Below are 21,789 nucleotides of genomic sequence, written 5' to 3'. Positions count from 1 at the left end.
TCAGGCCAACGGGGTGGGCCAGGCCGACGTCGACGTCCGGCAGACATCTCGGGGGCACGGCAAGCTCTGACGAGCCGCCAGTTACCGTTCTGGGTCATGCCGGAACGCCAACGCCAGCCTGGCAGCAACCCAACCCGGGCCGCAGGTCGACTATCACAGTTACCTTCTTCGTGGCCCCGCAATGAGGCTCCCGGCCTTCGGCCCCGGTATGACTTGAGCCCCCAGTCGAGATGATCGAAAAGGTGGTGTCGCCGGTGCCGGAGGCATTGGCGAGACCGCTGATTAGAGGCACGAGCGCCCCTTTGGGCAGTCTCTTCGTAACGTGGATGCCGGCACGCTGATGCCGCAGATGAGGCCGGGGAACAGGCGAGGCGGGAGCGAAGGGCATGTCGGACGAGACTGGCATCGACGTCTATCTGGGCCTGGACGTCGGAAAGGGCGATCACCACGCCACCGCCGTGAACCCGGCGGGGAAGAAGGTGTTCGACAAGCCGCTGCCCAACAGCGAACCGAAGCTGCGAGAGCTGTTCGACAAGCTCCAGGCCAAGCACGGAACGGTACTGGTGGTCGTCGACCAGCCGGCTTCCATCGGGGCCCTGCCGCTGGCGGTCGCCCGGGACTCGGGATGTCAGGTCGCCTACCTGCCCGGACTCACGATGCGACGGATCGCCGATCTTTACCCCGGCGAGGCGAAAACCGACGCCCGCGACGCGTTCATCATCGCGGACGCCGCCCGAGCGATGCCCCACACCCTCAGGACGATCGATCCCGCCGACGAGACCGTTGCCGAGCTCTCGATGATCGCCGGGTTCGACGACGACCTCGCGGGCGAGTCCACCCGGATCGCCAACCGGCTCCGCGGCCTGCTCACCCAGATCCACCCGTCCCTCGAGCGGGTCCTGGGCCCGCGGATCCAGCACCCGGCCGTGCTCAAACTGCTGGATCAGTTCGGCTCCCCGGCACGGATCCGCAAGGCCGGACGCCGTCGCCTCGTGACCTTGATACGTCCCAAGGCACCGCGGATGGCCGAGCGGCTGGTCGAGGACATCTTCACCGCACTCGACGAACAGACCGTCGTCGTCCCGGGCACCGAAGCCGCCGCACTGATCGTCCCCAGCCTCGCCAGTTCACTCCAATCCGTACTCGACCAGCGAAAAGTCCTCGCCGCAAGGATCGAGGAACTCCTGGAGGCCCACCCTCTTTCCCAGGTCCTGATCTCGATGCCCGGCATCGGGATCAGGACCGCCGCCCGCATCCTCGTCGACGTCGGCGACGGCAGCGGCTTCGCCACCGCAGGCCATCTCGCCGCCTACGCCGGCCTCGCACCCGTGACCCGCAGTTCCGGCTCCTCCATCCGCAGCGAACACCCCTCCCGGCGCGGCAACAAACAGCTCAAGAGAGCCTTCTACCTCGCCGCGTTCGCCTCGCTCTCCCAGCCAGAGTCACGCACCTACTACGACCGCAAACGCCGCGAGGGAAAACACCACATCGCCGCCCTCATCGCACTCGCCCGACGACGCATCGACGTCCTCTTCGCCATGCTCCGCGACGGCACCTTCTACCAACCACCCACACCGGCTACGGCTTGACGAAAACCATAGAGGCACCTTTTGCAGCCCGCATGCGGTCACGGCGCCTCCCGGGGCGGCAGGACAGCGGCCCGGGATCGTGGGAGGGCCCGCCTCAGTTGGTCGAGGTAGGTGCGCACCTCGGGGAGCTTGGGGTGCGTGGGGCCGCCGATGCGCTCCAGGGCTCCGATGAGGCGTTCGGTCGCCGCGATCGCCTCTTCGATCCGCCCGGCCTGGTCGTAGCCGGAGATGAGGGAGATCAGCGCGTCCAGCGTCCCCACGTGGTCCGGGCCCAGGGTGTGCTCGCGCGCGGCGAGGGCCGCCTTCAGGTAGGGCAGGGCCCGCTCCGGCCGGCCGGCTTCCAGGTGGGCGATCGCGAGGTTGTGGTAGCGGTAGGAGATCTCGTCGCTGTCGGCTCCGTGGATGCGCTCGAAGCCGTGGACGGCCCGTTCGTAGCAGGCGATGGCCGCGTCGAGGTCCCTGGCGTCGTGGTGAAGGTGGGCCAGGTTGTCCACCCAGATGTAGGTGTCGAGGTGGTCGGGGCCGTAGTACCGCTCCTTGTCGGCGACGATCTCCAGGCAGAGCGCGGTGGCCTCGGGCAGTCGGCCCGCCTCGCGGTAGGCGGTGAACAGCTTCTGCTTCCGGGCCTCCAGCCGCTCCCCGCCCGGCGGCAGGAGGCGCCTGCTGCCGGCCACGGTCTCCTCCAGCCGGGCGATCGCCCGGTCGGCGCGGCCCGCCCCGGCGTAGGCGTCCGACAGCTTCTCGCGCCAGGCGAGGCTCTGTTCCTCGTCGAGGTCGGGGTTGAGTTCGCTGCCCTCCACGGCCCGTTCGAGGTAGGGGATGGCCTCGGCGGGGCGCTCCGCCGACAGGTGGGCGGCGCCGATCCCCTGGAGGGTGATCAGGGTGTCGCGGGCGTGCGGGCCCATGGTCGCCGACTGGTGGGTCAGGTTCTCCAGCATCAGGGGGATCGCCCGGTCCAGCATGTACGTCTCCCCGGGCGGGGCCGCGGCGGACCAGATGCACAGGGTGAAGGCGTAGTTGTGGCGCAGCCGCAGGACGTCCTCGTGGCCCGGGCCCAGCCTCCGCTCCGCCTCCGCGAGTTCCTCGCGCATCCGCAGGGTGGAATCCATGCTGAGGTGGATCGGTGTGTCGTCGGGCTCGTCCAGCCGCAGGTCGAGCGGATCCGCCGGAGTCCCGGGCTCCGGCGGCGGGTCCTCGGGGTTCTCCGGGCCTGCCGGGCTCGCCGGGGTGCCCGGGGTGCCCTTGGCGCGCTTCCTTCGGAACATTTCGGTCACTCTCCTCGGTCGGTGGCGGTCACAAGGGAGACCCGAGGTCCCGTACGAGCTCCAGCAGTTCCCGGATCGCGGCGTAGGGTGCCCGCCCGCCGTCGAGGTAGGCGTTCAGGGCCGCCCTGTCGGCCGCGGTCAGCGAGGCGGGCGGCCGTCCGGCGAAGGAGAGCGGGTCGCCGAGGTCGTGCACGGCCGAGCCGTGGAGCACGTGGCGGCCGCCGGGCGGGGCGGTCACGAGGCGCGGGGCGCGGCGGGACGGCCCGGCGAGCGGGCGCGGCTCCGGGCCCGGGGCGAGGCCCACGGAGTCGCTGAAGTACGTCGTCTCGTCGCCCCGGGCCCGCCCTCCGACGACGCGCCACCCGGGGACCGCGAACAGGTGCTCCAGGCTGCGTCCGGACGTGTTCCAGGCGGTCACCATGGTCTGGTCGGACTCCTGTTGGAAGAGGTAGAGACCGCCGGTCGAGGCGGCGGTCACGAACTCGTCGGGTGAGAGGAAGGCGGCGGCCCGTACCGTGCCGTGCTGCTCGGGCACACCCCACCAGCCGCGGGCGGACAGCGGCTCCAGACCCTCGTCGGTGAGGATCACGCGGCGGTCACCTGCCAGCAGCAGCCGGTGCCCGGAGGGGTCGACGGCGTGGACGGTGCAGCGCTCCAGGCCCAGGTCCCGCAGGTCGATCCGCTCCAACGGCCGACCCACCGCGCCGACCAGGGCCGCGGGCTCGCTCCGCAGGAGTACGACGAACCCTCGGGCGGTGGCGAAGGTCCGGGCCCCCACGAGGTCCGGGCCGCTCGCCAGGACTTCCGCCCGGCCCGGCCGGTACAGGACGAGTTCGGGAGCGAACCAGAGGTCCGTCCGCAGCGCGAGGACCGCGTCGGGCCCGAGGCAGGTCACGGCGTCGGTGCCCACCCGGAGGTGGTCGGCGGACCAGAGGCGGGAGCGGGAGGCGAGGTCGTACACGTCGATGCGGGTGGTGTGCTCGTCGCGCGGTCGCCCCCTGCTCGGGCGGTAGGTCTCCCAGGTCATGACCGGCGCCCCGGGGGCGAAGGAGACCCGGTCCGGTGCCACGGGCCCGTCGCGGTGGGGCAGGCGCCACACCGCCCGCGCGGCGGCTGACCTGGCGACGCGCTCGGCGGCCTGCGGCCGGTGGCGCCGCGAGGTCAGCCGGGCGGCCAGCCGGCGGCCGGGGCCGTCCTCGGTCGGGGCCCAGTGCTCGGCCGGGTGGCGGTGGGCGATCCGGATCGCGTCGGTGACGGGGACCGCGCGCATGAGGTCCCACAGCCCCGCGGGGTCGGCGGCCCGTACGAGCTGCTCGGCGGCCTCGTCCATCTCCGCGGGCGTGCTCCAGGGCAGGCGGTCGGCGGCGCGCCGCTCGCGTAAGTAGACCAGTGCGCGGCCGATGGCACCGCGTTCCGTTTCGGCGGTCCCCGCGGTGTCCGGATCGAGGGCGAGCCGCTCCCGGTGCAGGGCGAGGCTCTCCTCGACGATCGCGACGGCCTCCGTGTGCCGCCCGAGCGAGATGAGCCTGGCGGCCGCGTCGTCGAGCCGGTCGACGAGGACATCCCGGTAGTGGGGGCCGACCTCGCGAAGCTGGCGGTAGAGGTGGAGCGCCTCCAGGAGGGCGTCGACCGCTTCGGCGTACCGCCCCGCGCTCCACAGGTGCAGGCTCTGGATGCCCAGGCTGCCGGCCAGGTCGTCCCCGTACCGGGCGGGATCGAGGTCCGCCATCTGGCGCACGTACGCCACCACCGCCCCGGCGCCCTCGGCCGCCTCCTGCGGGTGTCCGGATTTGGCCAGCAGGAAGCCGTTCACCATCTCCAGGCGGTTGACGTCCGAGGACATGGACCACCACAGGAGGGGGTCGCGGTCCAGCACCTCCCCGAAGAGGCGTTCCGCCTCCCGCACGGACTCCTCGGCCCGCTCCCCGGCCCGGGCCTCCCAGAGCGCGAGGGCCAGCCGGGTGTGGGCCTGGGCAAGGGCGCCCAGGACGGCCGGGGCGTCGCCGTTCTCCCGCATCAGCCCGATCGCCTCCTGGAGGAGGTGGATCCGGCGCTCGGCGGTGATCTCGTGGAGGAAGCGGCCGCCGAGGTTGAGGAGGGCGTCCGCGTATGAGGACCGGTGCGCCGGATCCTCCTCGGCGGCCTCCCTCGCGAGGCGTACGGCCTCCTCCATGTGCGCGAGCGCCTCGCTCCGGCGGCCCGTCCTGAGGTGGGCGGATGCCAGCTCCCCGGAGAGGCGGGCCCGTTCCGTGCGGTCCGCAGCGCCTTCGAGGCGGTGGGTGGCGAGCCGGAGGGCCAGTTCCCCGGCTCCGCCCTCCACCCGTACGTCTCCCTGGGGCAGCAGGGGCTCGATGGCCTCCAGGACGTCGAGGTCCACGGAGTCGAGGGTGGCGATCGAGGTCAGTACGGCGCCGCCGCCCCGGACGGCGAGGGCGGGGTCGCGGCGCAGCAGCGGGAAGAGGACGGTGGGACCGATGTGCGGCCAGCGTTCGGCCGCGGCGATGAGGAAGGTGAGGGCGCGGGGCGTCCAGGCGGGCGCGGCCCCTCCGTCGCGCCGGAGGATGCGGGTGGTCGCGGTCACGGACCACAGATCGGTCGGGTAGCCGGTGACGGGGCTGCCGGGGAGGGTGAGGGCCAGGTAGTCCTCGGCGAGCCGGTCGGGGAGCAGGGGTTCGAGTACGTGGGCGGCCGCCGGGTCGGTGGGCGGGTAGTGGACGGCGTGTGCGGTCAGGACCCGGTCGGCCGGGGTGCGCAGCAGGAGCCGGTCCAGGAGCGGGCGGGCGGCGTCGCGTCGCATCGGGCCGGTGAGGACGGCGGTGAAGACGGTGCGCGCGAGGTCGAGGGCGCGGCGGTCGTCGTCCTCGGGGCCCGCGGTGCTCGCGCCGCCGGTGTCGTCCGTGTCGTGCTCGGACGGCCGGCGCCAGTTCTCGTGTTCGCGGTCGAGGAGGTACGCGGTCATGCCGGCGAGGTCGGCGGGCGGTTCCCGGCCGCCGGCCCGGGCGTCGACGGCGGTGAGCGCCGCCATGTGGACGGCGAGGGTGAGCCCGAAGTCGGGGCGGGCGAGGTCCTCGTACGGCGGGCGCAGGTCGTCGAGGGCGGCCGGGTCCGGGTAGTGGGCCGCGAAGCTGCGGCGGGCGGCCTCGAACATCCTGCCGCGTTCGCCCAGTTGACCGGAGAGCGGGTCCAGCGGCTGGTCGGAGAGGTCGGTCGCGCGCCGCTGACGGCTCAGCTGCGCCCGCAGCGCGGGCCAGGGCCGCACCGACCGGGCGATGAGGAGGATCCGCGCGGGCAGTTCGCCGAGGAGCAACCCGTTGTGGAACAGCCACCTGAGGTGAGCGTCCGGCCAGCGGTCGGCGTAGTCGACGAGCAGCAGCACCCCGGCGCGGTGGTCGGTGCGCAGGTCCTGGCTGCCCTGGGCGGGCGGGTAGGTGTCCGTGCCGTGTACGGCGTCCACGACGAGCCAGCCGGCGTCGGCGCTTTCGGCGGCGAAGCGGGCGGCGAGCCGGGACTTGCCCGCGCCGCCGGGCCCGTGCAGCCAGCGTACGGCCGATCGGGCGGGCAGCTCGCGCCACTCCCGCAGCCGGGCCAGCTCCGCTTCGCGGCCGGTGAACTCCACGATCTCGCTGCGGGCGTCGAGCATGCGGCTGGGCTGGGCGCGCAGCCAGGCCGAGTCACGCCGCAAGGTGTCCGCGGCGCCGTGCGTGTCGCGCACGTACAGCAGGTAGACGGGGGTGCCGTCGCCGAAGACGTGGATGTCGGCGCCGACCGCGCCGTAGGCGAAGCCGGCGACGGCGCGGACTTCCTGGTGGACCTCGTCGGGGAGGTCCACGATCAGCCGGTCCCGTCCGCGCCGTCCTCGTCGGCGGGCGGTGGCACCTGCCCTTCGGCCGCCTGGTGGTAGTGGAGGTTGCCACCCTGCACGGCGAAGAGAGTGCCGTGGTCGCGTGCGGTGTTCGACTGCGTCCAGACCTGCCGCTCGGCCGGCCGGCCGCTCTGCACGCGGGCGACCAGCTCGCGCAACTCGCTTTCGGAGTCCGGGTGTTCCTCCAGCAGCAGGAGCAGTCGCCGACGCCATACGGGCAGCAGCTCCGCCCGGATCTCGTCCGCGCCGGCCGGTTCGGCGCGGCCGACGAGAACGGCGTCCTCGTCGAGCTGCGCCCCGATGGCTGCCCCGCGGGCCTCGCCGCCGCGCCCGAAGAGTCGGACGACCCCGCCGCGGGCCCCTTGCCACAGGTCGGTGGCCATGGCTCCGATCAGCGCGGTGGCACCCGCGCCGGCGAGTGCCGTCAGTGACTCGGCCAACATCCGTCCTCCTGAGTCCGATGCCGTGGGCAGTCCTCGGGATGCCGAACTCCCCTTGCCCGGAACCAGGTTAGCCCGCGCGGAGGGCGTCCGTCCTCAGCCGCGGAAGGCCGCGGGGCGTTCCGGGGAGGCCTCGGCCAGGGCCTTGGTGACCCCGTCGACGCCCTCCCGGAGCCCGTAGACGGGGGTGTCGGGCTGCTGGCGCCAGGAGTCGTCGAGGCCGCCCGCGTCGACGGTGTCGAAGCCGAGTTCGTCGATGAGGGCGCGGACGGCCTTCTTCGCGGCCTCGTCGTCGCCGGCGACGGGCAGTGCGATGCGGTCCGGGGCGCCGGCCGGACGGTGCAGGTCGAGGATGTCCTGGGCGTAGGTGCCGTTGAAGGCCTTGATCACACGGTGCCCGAGCTGCCGCTCGGTCCACCGGCTCTCGGTCAGGCCCTCGTCCTCGACGGCGGCGATCCGGCCGTCGCGCTGCTGCGGGTAGTAGTTGTTGGTGTCGATGACGCTGAAGCCCTCGGCGGCCCCGTCGAAGAGGCCCTCGGGCAGGTCCGGCACGTTCTTGAAGGGGACGGTGACCACGACGATCTCGGCGCCGCGCGCCGCTTCGGCGACGGCTGACCGAATCGATCGCGCAGCGCGACCAGTCCAGTTCCCCGCGGGCCCCGAGTTCGTCGAGGATGACGCGGTGGAGGCGGGCCCAGACCCGGGCCCGGCTCCACTGGGCGAAGCGCCGGTAGACCGTCTGCCAGCTCGGGGCCGAACACCGGCGGCAGCTGCCGCCACGTGCAGCCCGAGGTCGCCACGAAGATGATCGCGGCCAATGCCTCGCGGTCCTGAAACTGATCAGCGCCGCCGAGTCGCGGGCCCTAATGCTGCTCCTGGCCCTGCTCGATGACGACGGGCAGCACGAGGAAGTCCGCAGGGCCGCAGGCGACATGCGCTTCCGGATCGGCTCCCGCCTCGCCGAACCCATGAACCAGGCCTCCCACCCCGGAGTCCTGCACAGCCACCCCAGCTCGTAACGGCTTTCGCGTACTCAACCGGCCGGGCGGTCAACCACAGCACCCATTTGCTTCCGGGAGTACGCATTGAGCCGATTCCGGTACACGGCCGCACGGGCACGGGCAGGCTGGAACCGTCCGGACCCGGTCCAGCCGGCTCCGGACGGCAGGGCATGCGGAACAGAAAGGGGTAGTGCGTGGTGGACGGGGCGTTCAGGGCGCTGGGAGCGGCGCACGAGGGTTCGGTGGGGGTGCTGCTCGAGGACGGCACCGAGCCCGGACCGGTGTACTACGACGTGGGCAGCGGCGGGCACGTGCCCTCCACGACGATGTGGCACGCCTGCGACGGCCGGTATGGGCGTCCCAGAGCCGCGGTACTGCGGGGCGCGTGTTCGTGCAGCTCGCGCGGAGCGGCCGAGTACCCGCTCAACTGGACGCTGCTCGGTGACCAGCGGCCCCTGTACGAAGCAGACATCGACCTGTCAGGGCCGATCGCCGACTACGGCGCACACCTGACCGTGGTCAAGGACGCCGCGGTGCCCCCTGCCCGCAGACCTGACCGCGCTGCTGACCGGGGTAGCGGGGCGTCTGGCCGACCTGGCGGTGCAAGAACCCCTCGTGGCCTTGAAGGCCCTCGCCGATCTCCAGTACGTCACCGCCCAGACGGGCGCGGACGCGGCCCGCGCGGTACTGAGCGGGCGAGTATCGATGCGGGAGGTGGCGACCGTGCTCGGCACCAGCGAGGCAGCGGCCCGGACATACGTGACGGGCTACCTCGCCACCCCTGACCCCGCTCTCTGGCGGGCAGCCCTCAGGGGGACTTCATCATCTACCAGCCCCTCATCACGGCCGGAAACTGAGTCACCACCCGCCTTGTCGTGGTGACCGGCTGGCCGCTGCCCGGCAACCGGCACGACTCCCACGGCTGGGAGGAATCCGGCGCCAAAGCCGCCGTCGGAAACACCACCACGATCGCCGACGGCGGCTATCAGGGCACCGGCCTGGTGATCCCGCACCGCCGCGAGCTCGGCCAGGCCGGCCTCCCGGACTGGAAAGAAGGACACAACCGGTCCCACAAGTAGGTCAGCGCCCGCGTCGAGCACGTCTTCGCCCGTATGAAGACCTGGAAAATCCTCCGCGCCTGCCGCCTCAACGGCAACGGCGTCCACCACGCCATGCTGGGCATCGCACGGATGCACAACCTCGCCCTCGGCGGATAGGCGAGCGGCCCCACGCCGGTCGATCGCGAGTGCGGAGCAGCTCGACGGCTGGGCCGCAGTACGCACTGCGGACATCACGAAGTCCGACGGCGAGGTGACGAAAGCTGCCTGCCCATCAGGGCGCTGCGTCACCGGGGGCAGGGGCTGTCATGGGCGCCCGATATCCAGCGACCTCGAGACTGACGGCATCAGCTCGGCCACGTCCGTCCGCTGGCGTTGCCGCTGAGGCGTACGCATACTTCCGTGAAATCTGTAGCCTGCGGGCCGCCTCAGGCGGCCGCATCCCCTGCCCCTCGGCCTCAAAGCGCACGGCCTCGCGCATCGCCCGCCCCGCAGCGGTCAAGCCGCCGCCATCCGCGAACCTCACGACCAGCAGCGCAGAGGCCCCGCCGGAGAACTCCGGCGGGGCCTTCACGATTCATCCCCAATTCCCCAAGGGGTGAGATCTCCTATTCCGGAGAGAATCCCCGAATCACTTGGTTCTCCGCCAGTCCAGGAACGAACCCGGTCAGACGAGAATGTGCTTCTCGTAGGAATTCAACGAATGCACCTACGAGCTCTTCGCGATCGACAGAGACTCGCCATTCATGCTTCGATGACGTAATCACGACGAGATCTCCCTCACGCCGAAGTCGAATTACTTCATCGCTCTCTGTGAAGCCGATCGCCGAATCTCCTCCCGAAGAAAGGCGATTCAACGCATGACGAACAGACAGGGCCAGGTCCACAAGGGTCAGGTAGCCCTGCCCAGAGATGACCTCAACCTCATCGACCACGAGCTCTGCACGCACCCCGAAGTACTTGTAGCAAAGGTCAATCTCACTGATGGCTGCCGGGCTGACCTGGCACGCCTTGTCCCAGGTGTCGCGCCAAGGCGACCCAGAACCCGGGGGCTCAAAAGAGAATTGAATCACGAATTCCTCAGCTTTTCGCTATTCGACTAGAACGGGAACGCCGTCACGACTTTGCCGTCGTTAACGACGACGCGGATGCTTTTCAGCTCTCCACCGCCATTCGCCGGACCAGCCCTGCCGACAGGAACGCCGAAGTCCCATTCATATATCTGCCCGGGGCGGGGCCGACCGGTCTCAGGGTCCGGGGTGTTCGGCCTTGGTTTCCCTCGATTGATGGTCTCCGCTATTCGCCCACGAACATGCTTGGCCTTGCCCGTGAGGATTCCAGACGTATTGTCGACCTTCGCACCGCCAGGCCGGTGCCGATCCGCGATGTGCTGCCAGTCTCCATTTTCCAGCGCTGCGGTTCCGCACAGGCCATTCGAATTGTGAACCAGGACCGGCGTAGCCCCCGCCAGCACATAGTACGTGTGGAGGTCGTCGATGGTGAGGTTGTACGTACGTGCGTGCTGGGTGTACGGCCTGTTGGCTGTGACGATGACGGTCTTGCCCTGGTTGGTCAGGAGCGTCGAGCCGGGGGTGAGTTCTCGCGCCTCGACCCATGCACTGGCCGAGGGTGACCAGAATGGGTGTTCGTGGGTGGCGGTGAGTTCTTCGATTCCGTCGTCGGTTGCTATGGAGAGTGTGTTGAAGTGCTTGTCGTCCTCGGTGACGATCAGGCGGGTTACTTCTCGCTTTCCGGATTCACCGGTTTCAGGGTTGGTGGCCCAGACTTCGTCGCCGAGTTCGATGTCCTCTATGTTCTTGGTCGTGCCATCGGCCATAAGTACGTCGGTGCCAGCGAGGAAGCACTTGTTGCAGTCGCCTGGTTTTCCTCCCTTGAATGCGCCAGGGCCGTAGGCGGGCGGCGGCTGTATGCCACCCCCTTCGTACATGCCAGCTTCCTCGGCGGCCACAGCGAGGTACGGCCCGAGGAAGGAGGTAGGGTCGCATCCTCGGTCGCTGAGCTTTTGGCACGCCTCCAGGAGGGCCGCGATTCTTATTGACCAGTCCTTTTCCGGGTTAAGGTCCGCCCCCCAATTCTCGACTTGATGCAGGTAAGAGGTTCGGTAGATATCGATGAATTCTTCAGTGTTCACCGAAGGGAGGACGATTGTCTCGCCTTGGGGAGTCGTGATGCTCGGCGGGGGAAGCCAGGTTGGCGAGCTTCCGGTTCCGCCGTCATGGCCGTCGTGAATCGACGGCGGGCGTTCCTCGTCGGGGGCCTTGTCATCCCGGGGGTCGTAGTGACCGCCACACATCCCGTAATAGCAGTCCCTTTCCTGCATTCCGTCGGGGTCGCTGAGGGTGACAGGATTGTTACTGGAGTAGGCGTAGCCGTTGAGAGACTGCAGGTTTCCGGGGTCCAGAAGTGGGTCGACGCTGATGAACTGGCCGAGTTTGGTGTCGTAGTCGCGTGCCCCTATGTGGGTGAGGTTGGTGGTTTTGTCGATGTCGCCGCCGACGAATCCCTTCTGGCTGGGCCATGCGGCTGGGGGTGTGCCGCGTTCGGCTCCGTACGGCAGTTGCTTGCGGCGGTTGTAGGTGAGAGTGGATGCGGCGATCGAGAGTGTGTTGGTGCCGTGGTGGTCGGCGATGAGGAAGCGGACGCGTCCGTCGGTGCTGGTGCGCATCGCGGTGCCGCCAGGCACGCTGTAGTAGCGGGTTCCGGACACTGCCTTGGTGGCCTTGTCCAGGACGAGTTCCTGGCCGCCGGGCAGGTACAGGGTTGTGGCGGCGGGCTCGCGCTTGAGGATGCGGGTGCCCTGGGCGTCATAGAGGAACGAGGTGGTGGCACCAGCAGTGGTCGACGAGGCGATTTTGCCCTCGTCGTTCCAGGCCATGGTCTGGGCGGTGCCCGTGGCCGCGGTCTTGGCCGTCATGTTGCCGGTGGCGTCGTACCCGTAGGTGTCTGTGCCTGTTGCGCCGCCTGAGGCGCTGACGCTGCGGACTGCGTGTGCTTGTGCCGCGCCGGTCGTGCTGGGGTAGGTGTAGGTACGGGTGGTGTCTGCGGCGATCGGGCCAGCTTTGTGCTGCTTCTCGGTGGCGCGCTGGCCGGTGTCGGTGAAGGTCCAGCTGGTCCAGTAGGGGTCGACGCTACCCAGGACCGGCGCGCCGGAGCCGTTCACGGGCTGGGTGACGCAGTTGTCCCCGGAGGTCCATGCCTCGGTCAGCCGGCTCGCCCAGTCATAGGCGAAGCACTGGTCGTCCTTGACGGTTCTGTCGCTCTGATCGTCCAGGATCCGGGTGACGTTGCCCGCAGGGTTGTAGGTGTACTTGATGTTGGAGAGTTCGCTCGGTCCGGACGCCTCTCGATCGGTGACTGACGAGAGGGCGCGCCGAGTGGCGCTGTCGTAGGTGAGGGTCTGGGTGACCATCGTCCCCAGGTTGCCGAACTGGGCCTGGGCCAGTTCACCGAACGGGGTGTAGGAGGCGCCGCGCAGGTACGCCTGGGTAAGGCTGCTGTCGACGATGCCGAGCTGGTCCTGCGCGCCGTAGTGGTGGGTGACCGTCTCGGCCGGCAGGGCGGTGGTGGCATTGGTGTTGGTGGTGCTGTACGCAATGGTTGCCGAAAGTCTGTTCGTCGCGGTGACGGTGCCCGCCACTGTGTAGGTGCCGGCAAGCTGTTCCTCGCCGGTGACCGACGGGACGGTGAGCTTGATACCAGTGGACTGGCCCAAGGTGTCGTACCCAGATACCTCTGACTTGTAGGCGGCTGAGCCGTCGTACCGGGTGGACGATGCGGGCAGTGCCTTGCCACCGGGGGCGGTGTCGTAGGTCCACTCGGCGAGTTTGGTACCGGTTACCGAGCTCTTGCGCAGGCTGGTTTTGCGGCCAAGCTCGTCATAGGTGGTGGCTAGGGTGACGGATCGGGCGTCACTGATGGTCTGGACGCGGCCATCGGTTCCGTAGACGGTGGTGCTCTTGCCCTTGTCCGGGTCGGTGACTTCGGTCTGGCGGCCGCGTAGATCGTAGGTGTAGGTCCAGCTGTTGCGCCCGGAGGTGTCGGTGAGTTTGCCGAGCTTGCCGACGCGGTCGTACTCGTAGGTGTGCTTCTGGTACTGGCTTGCCGCAGCGCCGATGACCGGGTTGCGGTCCTTGTACTCGCGCCGTTCGACTGCGCGGCCGCGTGCATCGGCAACAGTGAGTGTGGCTGGCGCGCCTTGCGGCGGAATGACGGCCTGCCAGTCAGGGCCGTAGGTGGTGGTGGTTCGCCATTTCTCCGAGTTCAGGGAGAGCAGGATGGAGTCGGTTACGCGGCCACGGCCGTCGTAGCGATTCTCGGTGGCGCTGGGGATCTGGTTGTCGGGGACGACGAGCATCGTCGTACTGGTGGGCTGATTGTTGTAGTACGGAGCGTTGGTCCACCGGACGCGGCCGTGGTCGTCGTAGAAGGCGTCGCTGATGAGCCGGCCTGCGATACCTGTGGCGTCGGTCTGGGTCTGGCGCTCGCGCAACTGGGAGTCGTAGAGCGTCACCGAGGTGCCCCAGGTGCCGTTCTCGTACAGCTTCTTCGTGGTGACGGTCGACGGGGCGGTTGCTGAGAGGTTGTACGTGAAGGTGACGTTGGGCTGATCAGAGGTAGAGCGGCCCACGGCCCAGCCCTTGATCAGCCGGCCGAGCGCGTCGTACTCGGAGGTGACGGTGCGGTTGTTGGGGTCGGTGAGCTTCAGAGCCAGCCCGCGCAGGCCGTCGTAGGCGCTGGTGGTGGTGTGGCCCTTGGCGTTGGTGATCGCGACGCTGGTCGGCTGGGCGTCGGCGGCCGGGGTGTAGACCGTGGTGGTGGTCTGGAGGTCCTGGCCCCTGGCGGTCAGGACGCGGCCGTACTGGTCGTGCGTGGCCTGTTCGGCGGTCTCCCAGACGAGCTGGCTGCTCGCATCGAGCTTCGACGCCTGCTCTGCCTTGGTGATGTTGGCCTGACTGGCCTTGGGTGCCGTGCCGACAGCCTGGCCGTCATAGGAGATGCGGCCCGCGCTGGTCACGGACGAGGCCGATACGGTTTCCGTGCACGGCTTGGCGGTCGTAGTGGTGACCTGACGCGGGTAGGCGATAAGCCAGTTCGCCGTGTCAGGTGTCACGTACTGGGTGACCTTGCACTTTGCCTCGGTGACGTTCGCCCCGTCGTCTCCTTCCGTCAGGATCAGACCGTAGACCTCGTCATAGATCCGGTTGGCGGTCGTCTTCTGCCAGGTACCGTCCGCAAGGAGCTTGCTGCCGACAGTGGTGGAGGTTCCGGAGAAGCGGGCTGTCTTTGGCTCGAGGGTGGCTGCCTCGGTGCCGGGCTCGTCCGGGTCGGTGATGCCGACGACCGACTGCGTGGCGTTGTCCTTGGACACCCAGGGGGTCTGGGTGATCTTCTCGACCGCCGCACCGGTTTCGGAGCTGTAGGTGCGGCTCTCGGAAACCGTGCCGGTGAAATCGCGCCGGTCGGCGACACCGTTGATCGTCGCCACTGTACGAGGCGTGTCGTTGGCCAGTGTGTCGCCGGCCATGCCGGTGTAGTAGTCGGTCTCGGCTTTGGTCCGGTTGGTGGTGCCCGTCAGCGTGCGGACGGTGCGGTAGCCGCGGAAGTCGCTCCAGGTGCGGTGCTTGTCCAGCGTGAACTCGGACTGGTCGCGCCGCCAGTTCGGGGAGCCGGGGTAGACGTAGGTGGTGGTCTTGGAGGGTGAGCCGGTCCCGGCGGTGGTATCGCTCTCCTCGATGCTGGCAACCAGGTACTTGTGGAAGTAGTCCTTGACCTCTTCGGCGCCTCCGTCGCGGGTCCACCAGGAGGGATAGCAACGCTTGGTGTTGGTGTCGTCCGCCGCAGGCAGGTTGCTGGGGCTGCACTCCTGGTCGGTGTAGGTGACGAGGGTGGTGCCGCCGGTCGCGTTGGTGATCTGTGTGATGCGGCGCTTGTTGATCGGCGGCCGGCCGTCGGCCTTGTCCACGCGGTTGGCCATCGGCTGGCCGGCGAAGACGGTCTTGTCCACGCCGGGGATGTCTGTGAGCGTGCCGGCCTTGGCGGTGCGCTGGACGGAGTCGAGCCACAGGGCGGGCTTGGTGGTGTCACCGCTGGGCGGGTAGGACTGCGTCAGTGTCCAGTTGTCCACGCCGACGTGCGCGGTGCCCACCAGGGCGTAGGCGTCGATGGAGGTCAGGCGCTTGCTGGACCAGAAGGTGGGCGAGCCTTGCAGGCACTGCTGGGCGGCCTTGCAGTCCAGGTGGACTGGGACGTCGGTCCAGTCGTTGGCGTGAGCCTCGTCAAGGATGCAGGTGGTGGCCATGCAGCGGTCGGAGACCCAGAAGTTGACCTGGCCGGCAGGCTTCGGGGTCGCGTAGACCTGTCCGTCGCGCAGACCGTAGGAGATCCTGCGCAGGGTGCTGTCGCGGGTGTAGGCGACAGGCGTGTCCATCTTCATGTTCTTGGCGTAGTAGCCGGTGTACTTGGTGTAGTACATGGCCATGGCGTTGCCGTGGGGGTCGACGACGTAGTCGAGGTTCCATCTCCAGCCCTGCATCCGGCTGGAGGAGGCGAAGTCGGCTCCGCGGCCGGGCTCGCCGGCGTGGTTGCCGAAGACCGGGACGGCATTGACCGAGGACGTCTCCTCCTTGCCTGCGCTCCAGCCCGGGAGACGGTTCTTGCCGAACCAGTATTGAGTGCCGTCGGTGGTGGTGATCCGCCAGTACTCGGAGTCCTCATCCCCGGAGTTGTTGCCGGGGGAATCGTAGATCCGCTCGACACGGGAGCCGTCGTCGTTCGCCAACTTCCACAGGCCCTTGCCCGCGTCCCACAGCAGCTCGGTGCTTGAGCCGTTCAGGGACATAGTCGCGTTCTCGGACTTCCAGCAGAGGTCGCCGACGTCCTCGGTGTTGCTGCCGCCCTGCTTGTCGTTCTCACAAGGGGCGTACTTGCGTTCAATGAAGCCGGGGCTGTACTCCCAGCCCTCACCGACCCAGGACGACTGGTTGTTGGTGGAACCGGTACGGCCATCGACCGAGGAGGAGCTGTAGGAGAACCCCACCTTGGGCGCGAAGCCACCGGGCACCGGCGGGACCGTGATCGGAACGTTCCAGCCGAAGCCGCCGGAGTTCCCGCCCGCCGACCACGAACCCGATGCGGCGAGGGAGGTCGCCTTGAAGGAGCCCTCGGACCCGTCGGCGCTGGCCACAGCAGCCAGGACGGTCATGCCGCCCGCCGCAGAGGCGACGGCGGCCGGCTTGGCGTCCTGCGTTGGCGCAGTCTCCGCCAGGTCCACGTCGGCCGTGAGCGTCGCGGCATTCTGGTGGTTGTGCGTCGGGACGGAAGAGGTCTTGAGGCACTCGGGCTTCGAGGGCGTCGTAAGCGCACAGGCCGGCAGCCGGACGAGGTGCAGCGAGGAGGCCCAGTTCGCGCCGTAGGCGTCCTTGATCTTGGAGTAGTCGACCTCGACCTGCACCCGGCCGCCGGAGATGCGGCTGTCCTTGCGCTGCACGGACAGCAGGAGGCCGTCGATGCCGGCCTTCTGGGCCGTTTTGCGGTCCGCGACGGTTATTTTGACCCGTTCCGGACTTGATGAGTCATTCGCTGCGTCGGACCGCAGGAAGAGCGAGGCCTTCGCGGACTTGGTGACGCGTACCGGCAGTTTCGCCTGCGCCCCTCTGTATGGGGCGGCGTCGGCCAGGGGCGCGGCGGCCGACAGGGTCACCTCCGCCGAGCTGGCGGAGGGCCACGTCACCTTCGAGGGCTTCCACGAGGGAGCCGCGGCCGGAGCCTTCTTGCCCTGCGGCTTGAGGTTCTTGCCCGTGACAGAGGGCGTCTTCTGGGTGCCGCGGGGCTTGTACTCCGCGGGTCCCGCCCAGGCGGGGCCGGTGAGCAGGGAGACGGACAGGGCGACGGCTGTCGCACCGACAATTCCGGCACGGAGCCGACGCTTTCTGCGAAAGCGACCACCTCCGAACAATTCGGGCATCATGCCCGAACGGATGGACACAGCAAACCCCCCAAGGGAATAAAAGACAGATAAAATCGCAGCCAACACTCCCTCAGGCACTTCGCGCAAGACCCTACTTCGACACATCTGACCTGCAAAAACGTCATCGAGCGTCCTGAAACCGATCATTCCGGATGTCATGCCCCCGACAGGAAATGGCGTGCCGACAAGTCCGTCTATGCGGATGTGAATTCCTTCGCTTACGCTGCGCTGACTCACAGCCTTGACGTTTTTTCAGAAAGACCAAAAACTCATGAATCACCGAAGAGCCGGCACAGGCCTGACCCGCCCGCTGGCCGCCCTTCTGGCCCTTGCCTTCCCGCTCACCGCGCTGAGCGTGATCACCACCCCCGAGACCGCCAAAGCCACCGAACAGGCAGCCGCCGAGGCGGACAGCACGCCACAAGCCGCATCGGAGGTGAGGGCCTACGGCCTCGCCAAGACCTCGGGCCAGCGCGTCGAGATCATCGACCGCCGCACCGAGTACTCCGAGACCTACGCGAACCCCGACGGAAACCTGACTTTGCGGCAGTCCACGCTGCCCATCTGGACACGCCACAAATCCGTGTGGCGCAAGACCGACCCCACGCTCACCCAGCAGGAGGACGGAACACTCGGCCCGACCGCGTCCTTCGGCATCGCCTTCTCCCAGGGTGGAGACGGCCCGCTGGTCTCGATGGACCGCGGCGGCAAGAAGCTGGCCCTGTCATGGCCGGGCACGCTCCCGGAGCCGGTGTTGGGAGGGAACACCGCGCTCTACAAGTCAGTGCTGCCCGGCGTCGACCTCAAGCTGATCGCCGAGGTCAACGGCTTCGCCCAGCACCTCCTCGTCACCACCCCCGAGGCCGCCGCCAACCCGGCCCTGAAGACGATCAAACTCGCCGTCACCTCCGAAGGCGTGACACTCGACGAAGACCACAGCGACCGGCTCCTCGCCAAGGACGCCGCCGGCAACATCGTCTTCAGCGCACCCACCCCCAAGATGTGGGAGCAGCCAGCCACCAGCGACCCGGCCGGCCCGGCGGCAAAAACCGCCCTCTCCTCGGCGATGTTCTCCAGCGCCGCCGTCGCCGAGGAGACGGCGCCGGACCCGCAGCAGGCCCCCGTAGGCGCGGACGTCACAGGCAATACCCTCACGCTGACCCCCGACCCCGCTCTGCTGTCCTCGGCGACACAGTTCCCGCTGGTCATCGACCCCATCTTCACCGGCGGCTACACCGAGAAGTGGGCCGTGGTGTACTCAGACACCCCGAGCGCGGACTACCCCTGGGGCTCCGGCTGGCAGTCCGGAAACCCCTGGGACGAGCCACGCGTGGGGTTCAACGGCACCGGCGACACCCAGTCGTTCTTCGCCATGAACACCAACGGCCTCAAAGGCGCCACCATCCTCGACGCCACTTTCGCCGTCGAGCAGACCCACTCCTGGGGCTGCGACGCCTCTGCGGCCGGCCCCACCGAGCTGTGGACCTCCCAGGACATCACCACCACCCCGACCTGGAACACCCGCAACAACTACTGGGGCTACAAACTCGCCCAGGGCAATTTCGCTCACGGCCACCCGACCTACTGCCCGGGCGTGGAGGGTTACGACTTCAAGTCCGCAGCCCTGACCTCCTACGTCCAGGAGGGCTGGGACCCGCTCGTCTTCGGCCTGCGCGTCCCCAACTCATACCTCGGCAACGTCAACAGCTTCAAGCGTCTGCGGAACAACCCCGTCCTGGAGGTCACCTACAACTTCCCGCCCGAGGTCACCGCCAGCGGAGCCTACGAAGGCAGCTGGTCCCCCTCAGGCGAGGGCAACAAGCCGGTGCCCTGCGGGGCCACTATCGGCAACAGCGGCCTGGCCCTGACAGCCACTCTCCTCGACAAGGACGGCGGCACCGTCAATCCCGAATTCGTCGTCACCACCGCCGCAGGCGCCTCCGTACCCGTCTCCTACGTCACCAACGTGGCCAGCGGCGGCACCGCCACCGCCACAGTCCTCGCCGGCAATCTCCCCACCGGCGCCTACAAATGGAAGGTCCGCGCAAAGGACGGCGAAGGGCCCGACAGCCCCTACACAGCCGACTGCGCCTTCACCGTCGACAAGACCGGGCCCACCAGTCCCGTCACCGTCACCAAAGAAGACGGCAGCGCGCTGACCGTCCATCAGGCCCGTACCAAGCTCCGCCTGAAACTCAAGAACGCGGCCACCGATCTGGCCGGCTTCTGCTGGGCCCTCGACCGCCCGGTGTCGGTCTCGAGCAGCGGTTGCACAGACGCCTGGGTCCCCCTCGCCGCAGGAGCCACCGAGACGATCGTCGAAATCGTCCCCACCGGCCGCCCCCAGAGCAAGCTCCACGTCCTCGCCTACGACACAGCGGGCAACCACTCACCAGTCGACGGCGACGCCGACAGCACCGTGATCAAAACCTCCCCCGCTGCCTTCGTCTACGCCCCAGGCCAAAGCCCACTGACCAAACCCGCCACCCATGACCTCCTCGGCGACCTCAACGGCGATGGCTACACCGACATGTACGCCACCAGCACCGACACCAACGCCGAACTCCGATTCCACGCCGGCGACGGCACCGGCAAGCTCACCCCCTACACCGTCGGCTTCAAGGGCTGGGCGGGGGCGCTCATCGCCCACGGCGGAGACTTCACCAACCTCACCAGCCCCACCGCGGCACCCGACGGCTACGAAGACTCCCTCGTGCGCCTCCCCGACGGCAAGCTCTACCTCTACCCCGGCACCGGCAGAGGCGGCCCCATGTACTGGACCCGCCAGACAATCGCACCGCCCTCCGACCTCGGCACCCAAGGCTGGAACCGCATACTGCAGATCGTCATGCCCGGAGACATAGACCAACGCGCCGACACCGGCTTCGCCAACGGCAACGACCTCGTCGTCCGCGTATGCGTCGACGACGCCTGCACCGACTCGCGCCTGCGCATCTACTCCGGCCGCACCATAGCCGGTGGAGGCGCCGACCAGAACGAGCCCTTCGACGTGCAGCAGGCCAACTACGTCAGCACCGGCACGCTGTGGAAGGACTACACCATCCTCGCCGCCAGCGACCAGAACCGCGACGGGATCCAGGACATCCTCGCCCGCAACAAAGCCGACGGAATCGCCTACCTCTACCCCGGCAAAATCACAGACGGCAAATTCAGCCTCGGCGCACGCACCGCCTTCGGCAACGGCGGCTGGCAGACCACCACCCGCCCCCTGATCACCTCAAACGGCAACGCCCAAGGCACCGTCGTCAACAAGAGCGTCAACGACGAAGGCACCACCATCTCCTACCGCGAGTTCCAGCCCAAGACCGGTGACGACCTCGCTGACCTGTGGGCCACCACCCCAGCCGACCCCAACCACACCGTCACCTACGACGACGGCACCGGCACGACCAAAACCACCACCTGCCCAACCGGCTGCCTCCTCTTCTACCCCGGCACCCTGACCGGCTACAGGACACCCCTCAAGGTCGGCGACACCAACTGGAGCACCACGAGCACCGGAATCTTCTAGCACAAACCACAGCAAATCGTGGCCCCCGATAACCATTCGGGGGTCACGTGCGTATCAGGCCGCCCCTGTGACCTGGCGTCAATAGGCGGGCCCACACACTGCCGGCCAGGCATGGGCCTGCATCTGGTTGTGACCGTCCTCGTAGCATCAACTAGTGGCCCGGCGCCGAGTCCGAGTCCGAGTCCGAGTCCACGATCAGCAACAGAACCTCCGCCTGACCTGCAGCAATCAGCCGGAACCTCTCCAGACGGGCCAGCATTCATGTTCAGATCACCCGGTCAGCGGCCTCGTCGAAGACAGCCTCACCCCGCCGTGCTGCCGTTCCCGGGCAGCAGGGATGATGCCTCCGTGGCGACAAACCTTGAGCTCTTCGCGGACTACTTCCAGATCCACGTCCTGGACGACGACTCCGAGGCAACCGAGACCGGCATCGGTGACGTGTGGACCGAACAGGCCGTCCTGGACGGGCTCGGCGTCGCCGAACACGCCCTGGCCATCGGCACGGCTGTCAACGTCACCGTCGACGTCACCGTCGGCCTCCTCCCGGGCCAGCCGGACGATGACAGCTGCGACTTCGACCACGTCGTCGAGGCAAGTCTCAACCTGGCCTCGGGACGACTGGTCGTGCTGGGCTGCACCGAATACGTCCCCGATGCAGCACGCTTCGACATGCCCGCCGGATGGACCCGCATCCGGACGTCTCGGCGGAATCTCGAAGCCGCGGCCTTCCCCGACCTCGACTGCGAGGACGAGCCGGAAGACATGGAGGAGATCCGGATCCAGGCATGGCCGGCACCGCACTCTCAGCCCCACATCATCAAGCGATGGACCCCGCCCGAAGCATAGATCGCGCGTCGTTCTTCGTGTGCACTCTGTCGTCGCGCACCAAGCACTTCTCAAGCACCAACGACCTCCCCGGTACATCGCCATCGTGAGTGTCGCCAAGCCGCTGCTGCTCATGCTGAGAGTCGTCCAACAGGCCGAACACCCGTGGTGCCCCACCTGGCTCTATAGACGACAAGTGACTCCAGTCGGAAGGTGAGTTCTGACTCCAC

9 protein-coding genes and 2 pseudogenes are annotated in these 21,789 nt (G+C 68.5%); 5 read left to right on the top strand and 6 right to left on the bottom strand.

The features are described 5' to 3' along the window. Nucleotides 1–386: 386 nt before the first annotated feature. Nucleotides 387–1,589 carry an IS110 family transposase gene (locus tag JIW86_RS40025; RefSeq protein WP_257559169.1) on the top strand — a complete coding sequence of 401 codons (1,203 nt, stop codon included), beginning with the start codon at nt 387–389 and terminating at the stop codon, nt 1,587–1,589. Between the two features lie 38 nt (nt 1,590–1,627). Here JIW86_RS40025 and JIW86_RS40020 read toward each other — a convergent pair whose 3' ends face one another. The 4 genes and pseudogenes from JIW86_RS40020 to JIW86_RS40005 form a co-directional block, all read right to left on the bottom strand. Continuing rightward, nucleotides 1,628–2,854, bottom strand: a complete 1,227-nt coding sequence (locus tag JIW86_RS40020) for a tetratricopeptide repeat protein (protein ID WP_257559168.1) — start codon at nt 2,852–2,854, stop codon at nt 1,628–1,630. 28 nt (nt 2,855–2,882) lie between these two features. Continuing rightward, complete coding sequence (locus JIW86_RS40015) at nt 2,883–6,683, bottom strand: ATP-binding protein (RefSeq protein WP_257559167.1); 3,801 nt, start codon at nt 6,681–6,683, stop codon at nt 2,883–2,885. Between the two features lie 2 nt (nt 6,684–6,685). After that, nucleotides 6,686–7,159, bottom strand: coding sequence for a hypothetical protein (locus tag JIW86_RS40010; protein ID WP_257559166.1), 474 nt, complete (start codon nt 7,157–7,159; stop codon nt 6,686–6,688). 93 nt (nt 7,160–7,252) lie between these two features. Beyond that, nucleotides 7,253–7,768, bottom strand: a pseudogene (locus JIW86_RS40005) (NADPH-dependent F420 reductase); the annotation flags it as partial. A gap of 254 nt (nt 7,769–8,022) precedes the next feature. Between JIW86_RS40005 and JIW86_RS39995 the strand changes: the two are divergent. Beyond that, the gene (locus tag JIW86_RS39995; protein ID WP_257559650.1) at nt 8,023–8,175 is read left to right on the top strand and encodes a hypothetical protein; all 153 of its coding nucleotides are present in this window, start codon (nt 8,023–8,025) and stop codon (nt 8,173–8,175) included. Between the two features lie 845 nt (nt 8,176–9,020). Beyond that, nucleotides 9,021–9,374: pseudogene (locus tag JIW86_RS39990) on the top strand (transposase); the annotation flags it as partial. 449 nt (nt 9,375–9,823) lie between these two features. On the opposite strand, the gene JIW86_RS39985 reads toward JIW86_RS39990, so the two are convergent. Then, complete coding sequence (locus JIW86_RS39985) at nt 9,824–10,288, bottom strand: hypothetical protein (RefSeq protein ID WP_257559165.1); 465 nt, start codon at nt 10,286–10,288, stop codon at nt 9,824–9,826. A gap of 26 nt (nt 10,289–10,314) precedes the next feature. Beyond that, a complete protein-coding gene (locus JIW86_RS39980; RefSeq protein ID WP_257559164.1) occupies nt 10,315–17,220 on the bottom strand; it encodes a polymorphic toxin-type HINT domain-containing protein in 6,906 nt (2,301 codons plus the stop codon). 253 nt (nt 17,221–17,473) lie between these two features. Between JIW86_RS39980 and JIW86_RS39975 the strand changes: the two genes are divergently transcribed. Next, nucleotides 17,474–20,734, top strand: coding sequence for an FG-GAP repeat domain-containing protein (locus tag JIW86_RS39975; RefSeq protein WP_257559163.1), 3,261 nt, complete (start codon nt 17,474–17,476; stop codon nt 20,732–20,734). A 348-nt stretch (nt 20,735–21,082) separates the two neighbouring features. Then, nucleotides 21,083–21,580, top strand: coding sequence for a hypothetical protein (locus JIW86_RS39970; RefSeq protein ID WP_257559162.1), 498 nt, complete (start codon nt 21,083–21,085; stop codon nt 21,578–21,580). Nucleotides 21,581–21,789 lie beyond the last annotated feature (209 nt).

Source organism: Streptomyces sp. NBC_00162, assembly GCF_024611995.1.
Lineage (GTDB): Bacteria > Actinomycetota > Actinomycetes > Streptomycetales > Streptomycetaceae > Streptomyces.
This window is presented reverse-complemented; position numbering and strand designations above follow the sequence as displayed.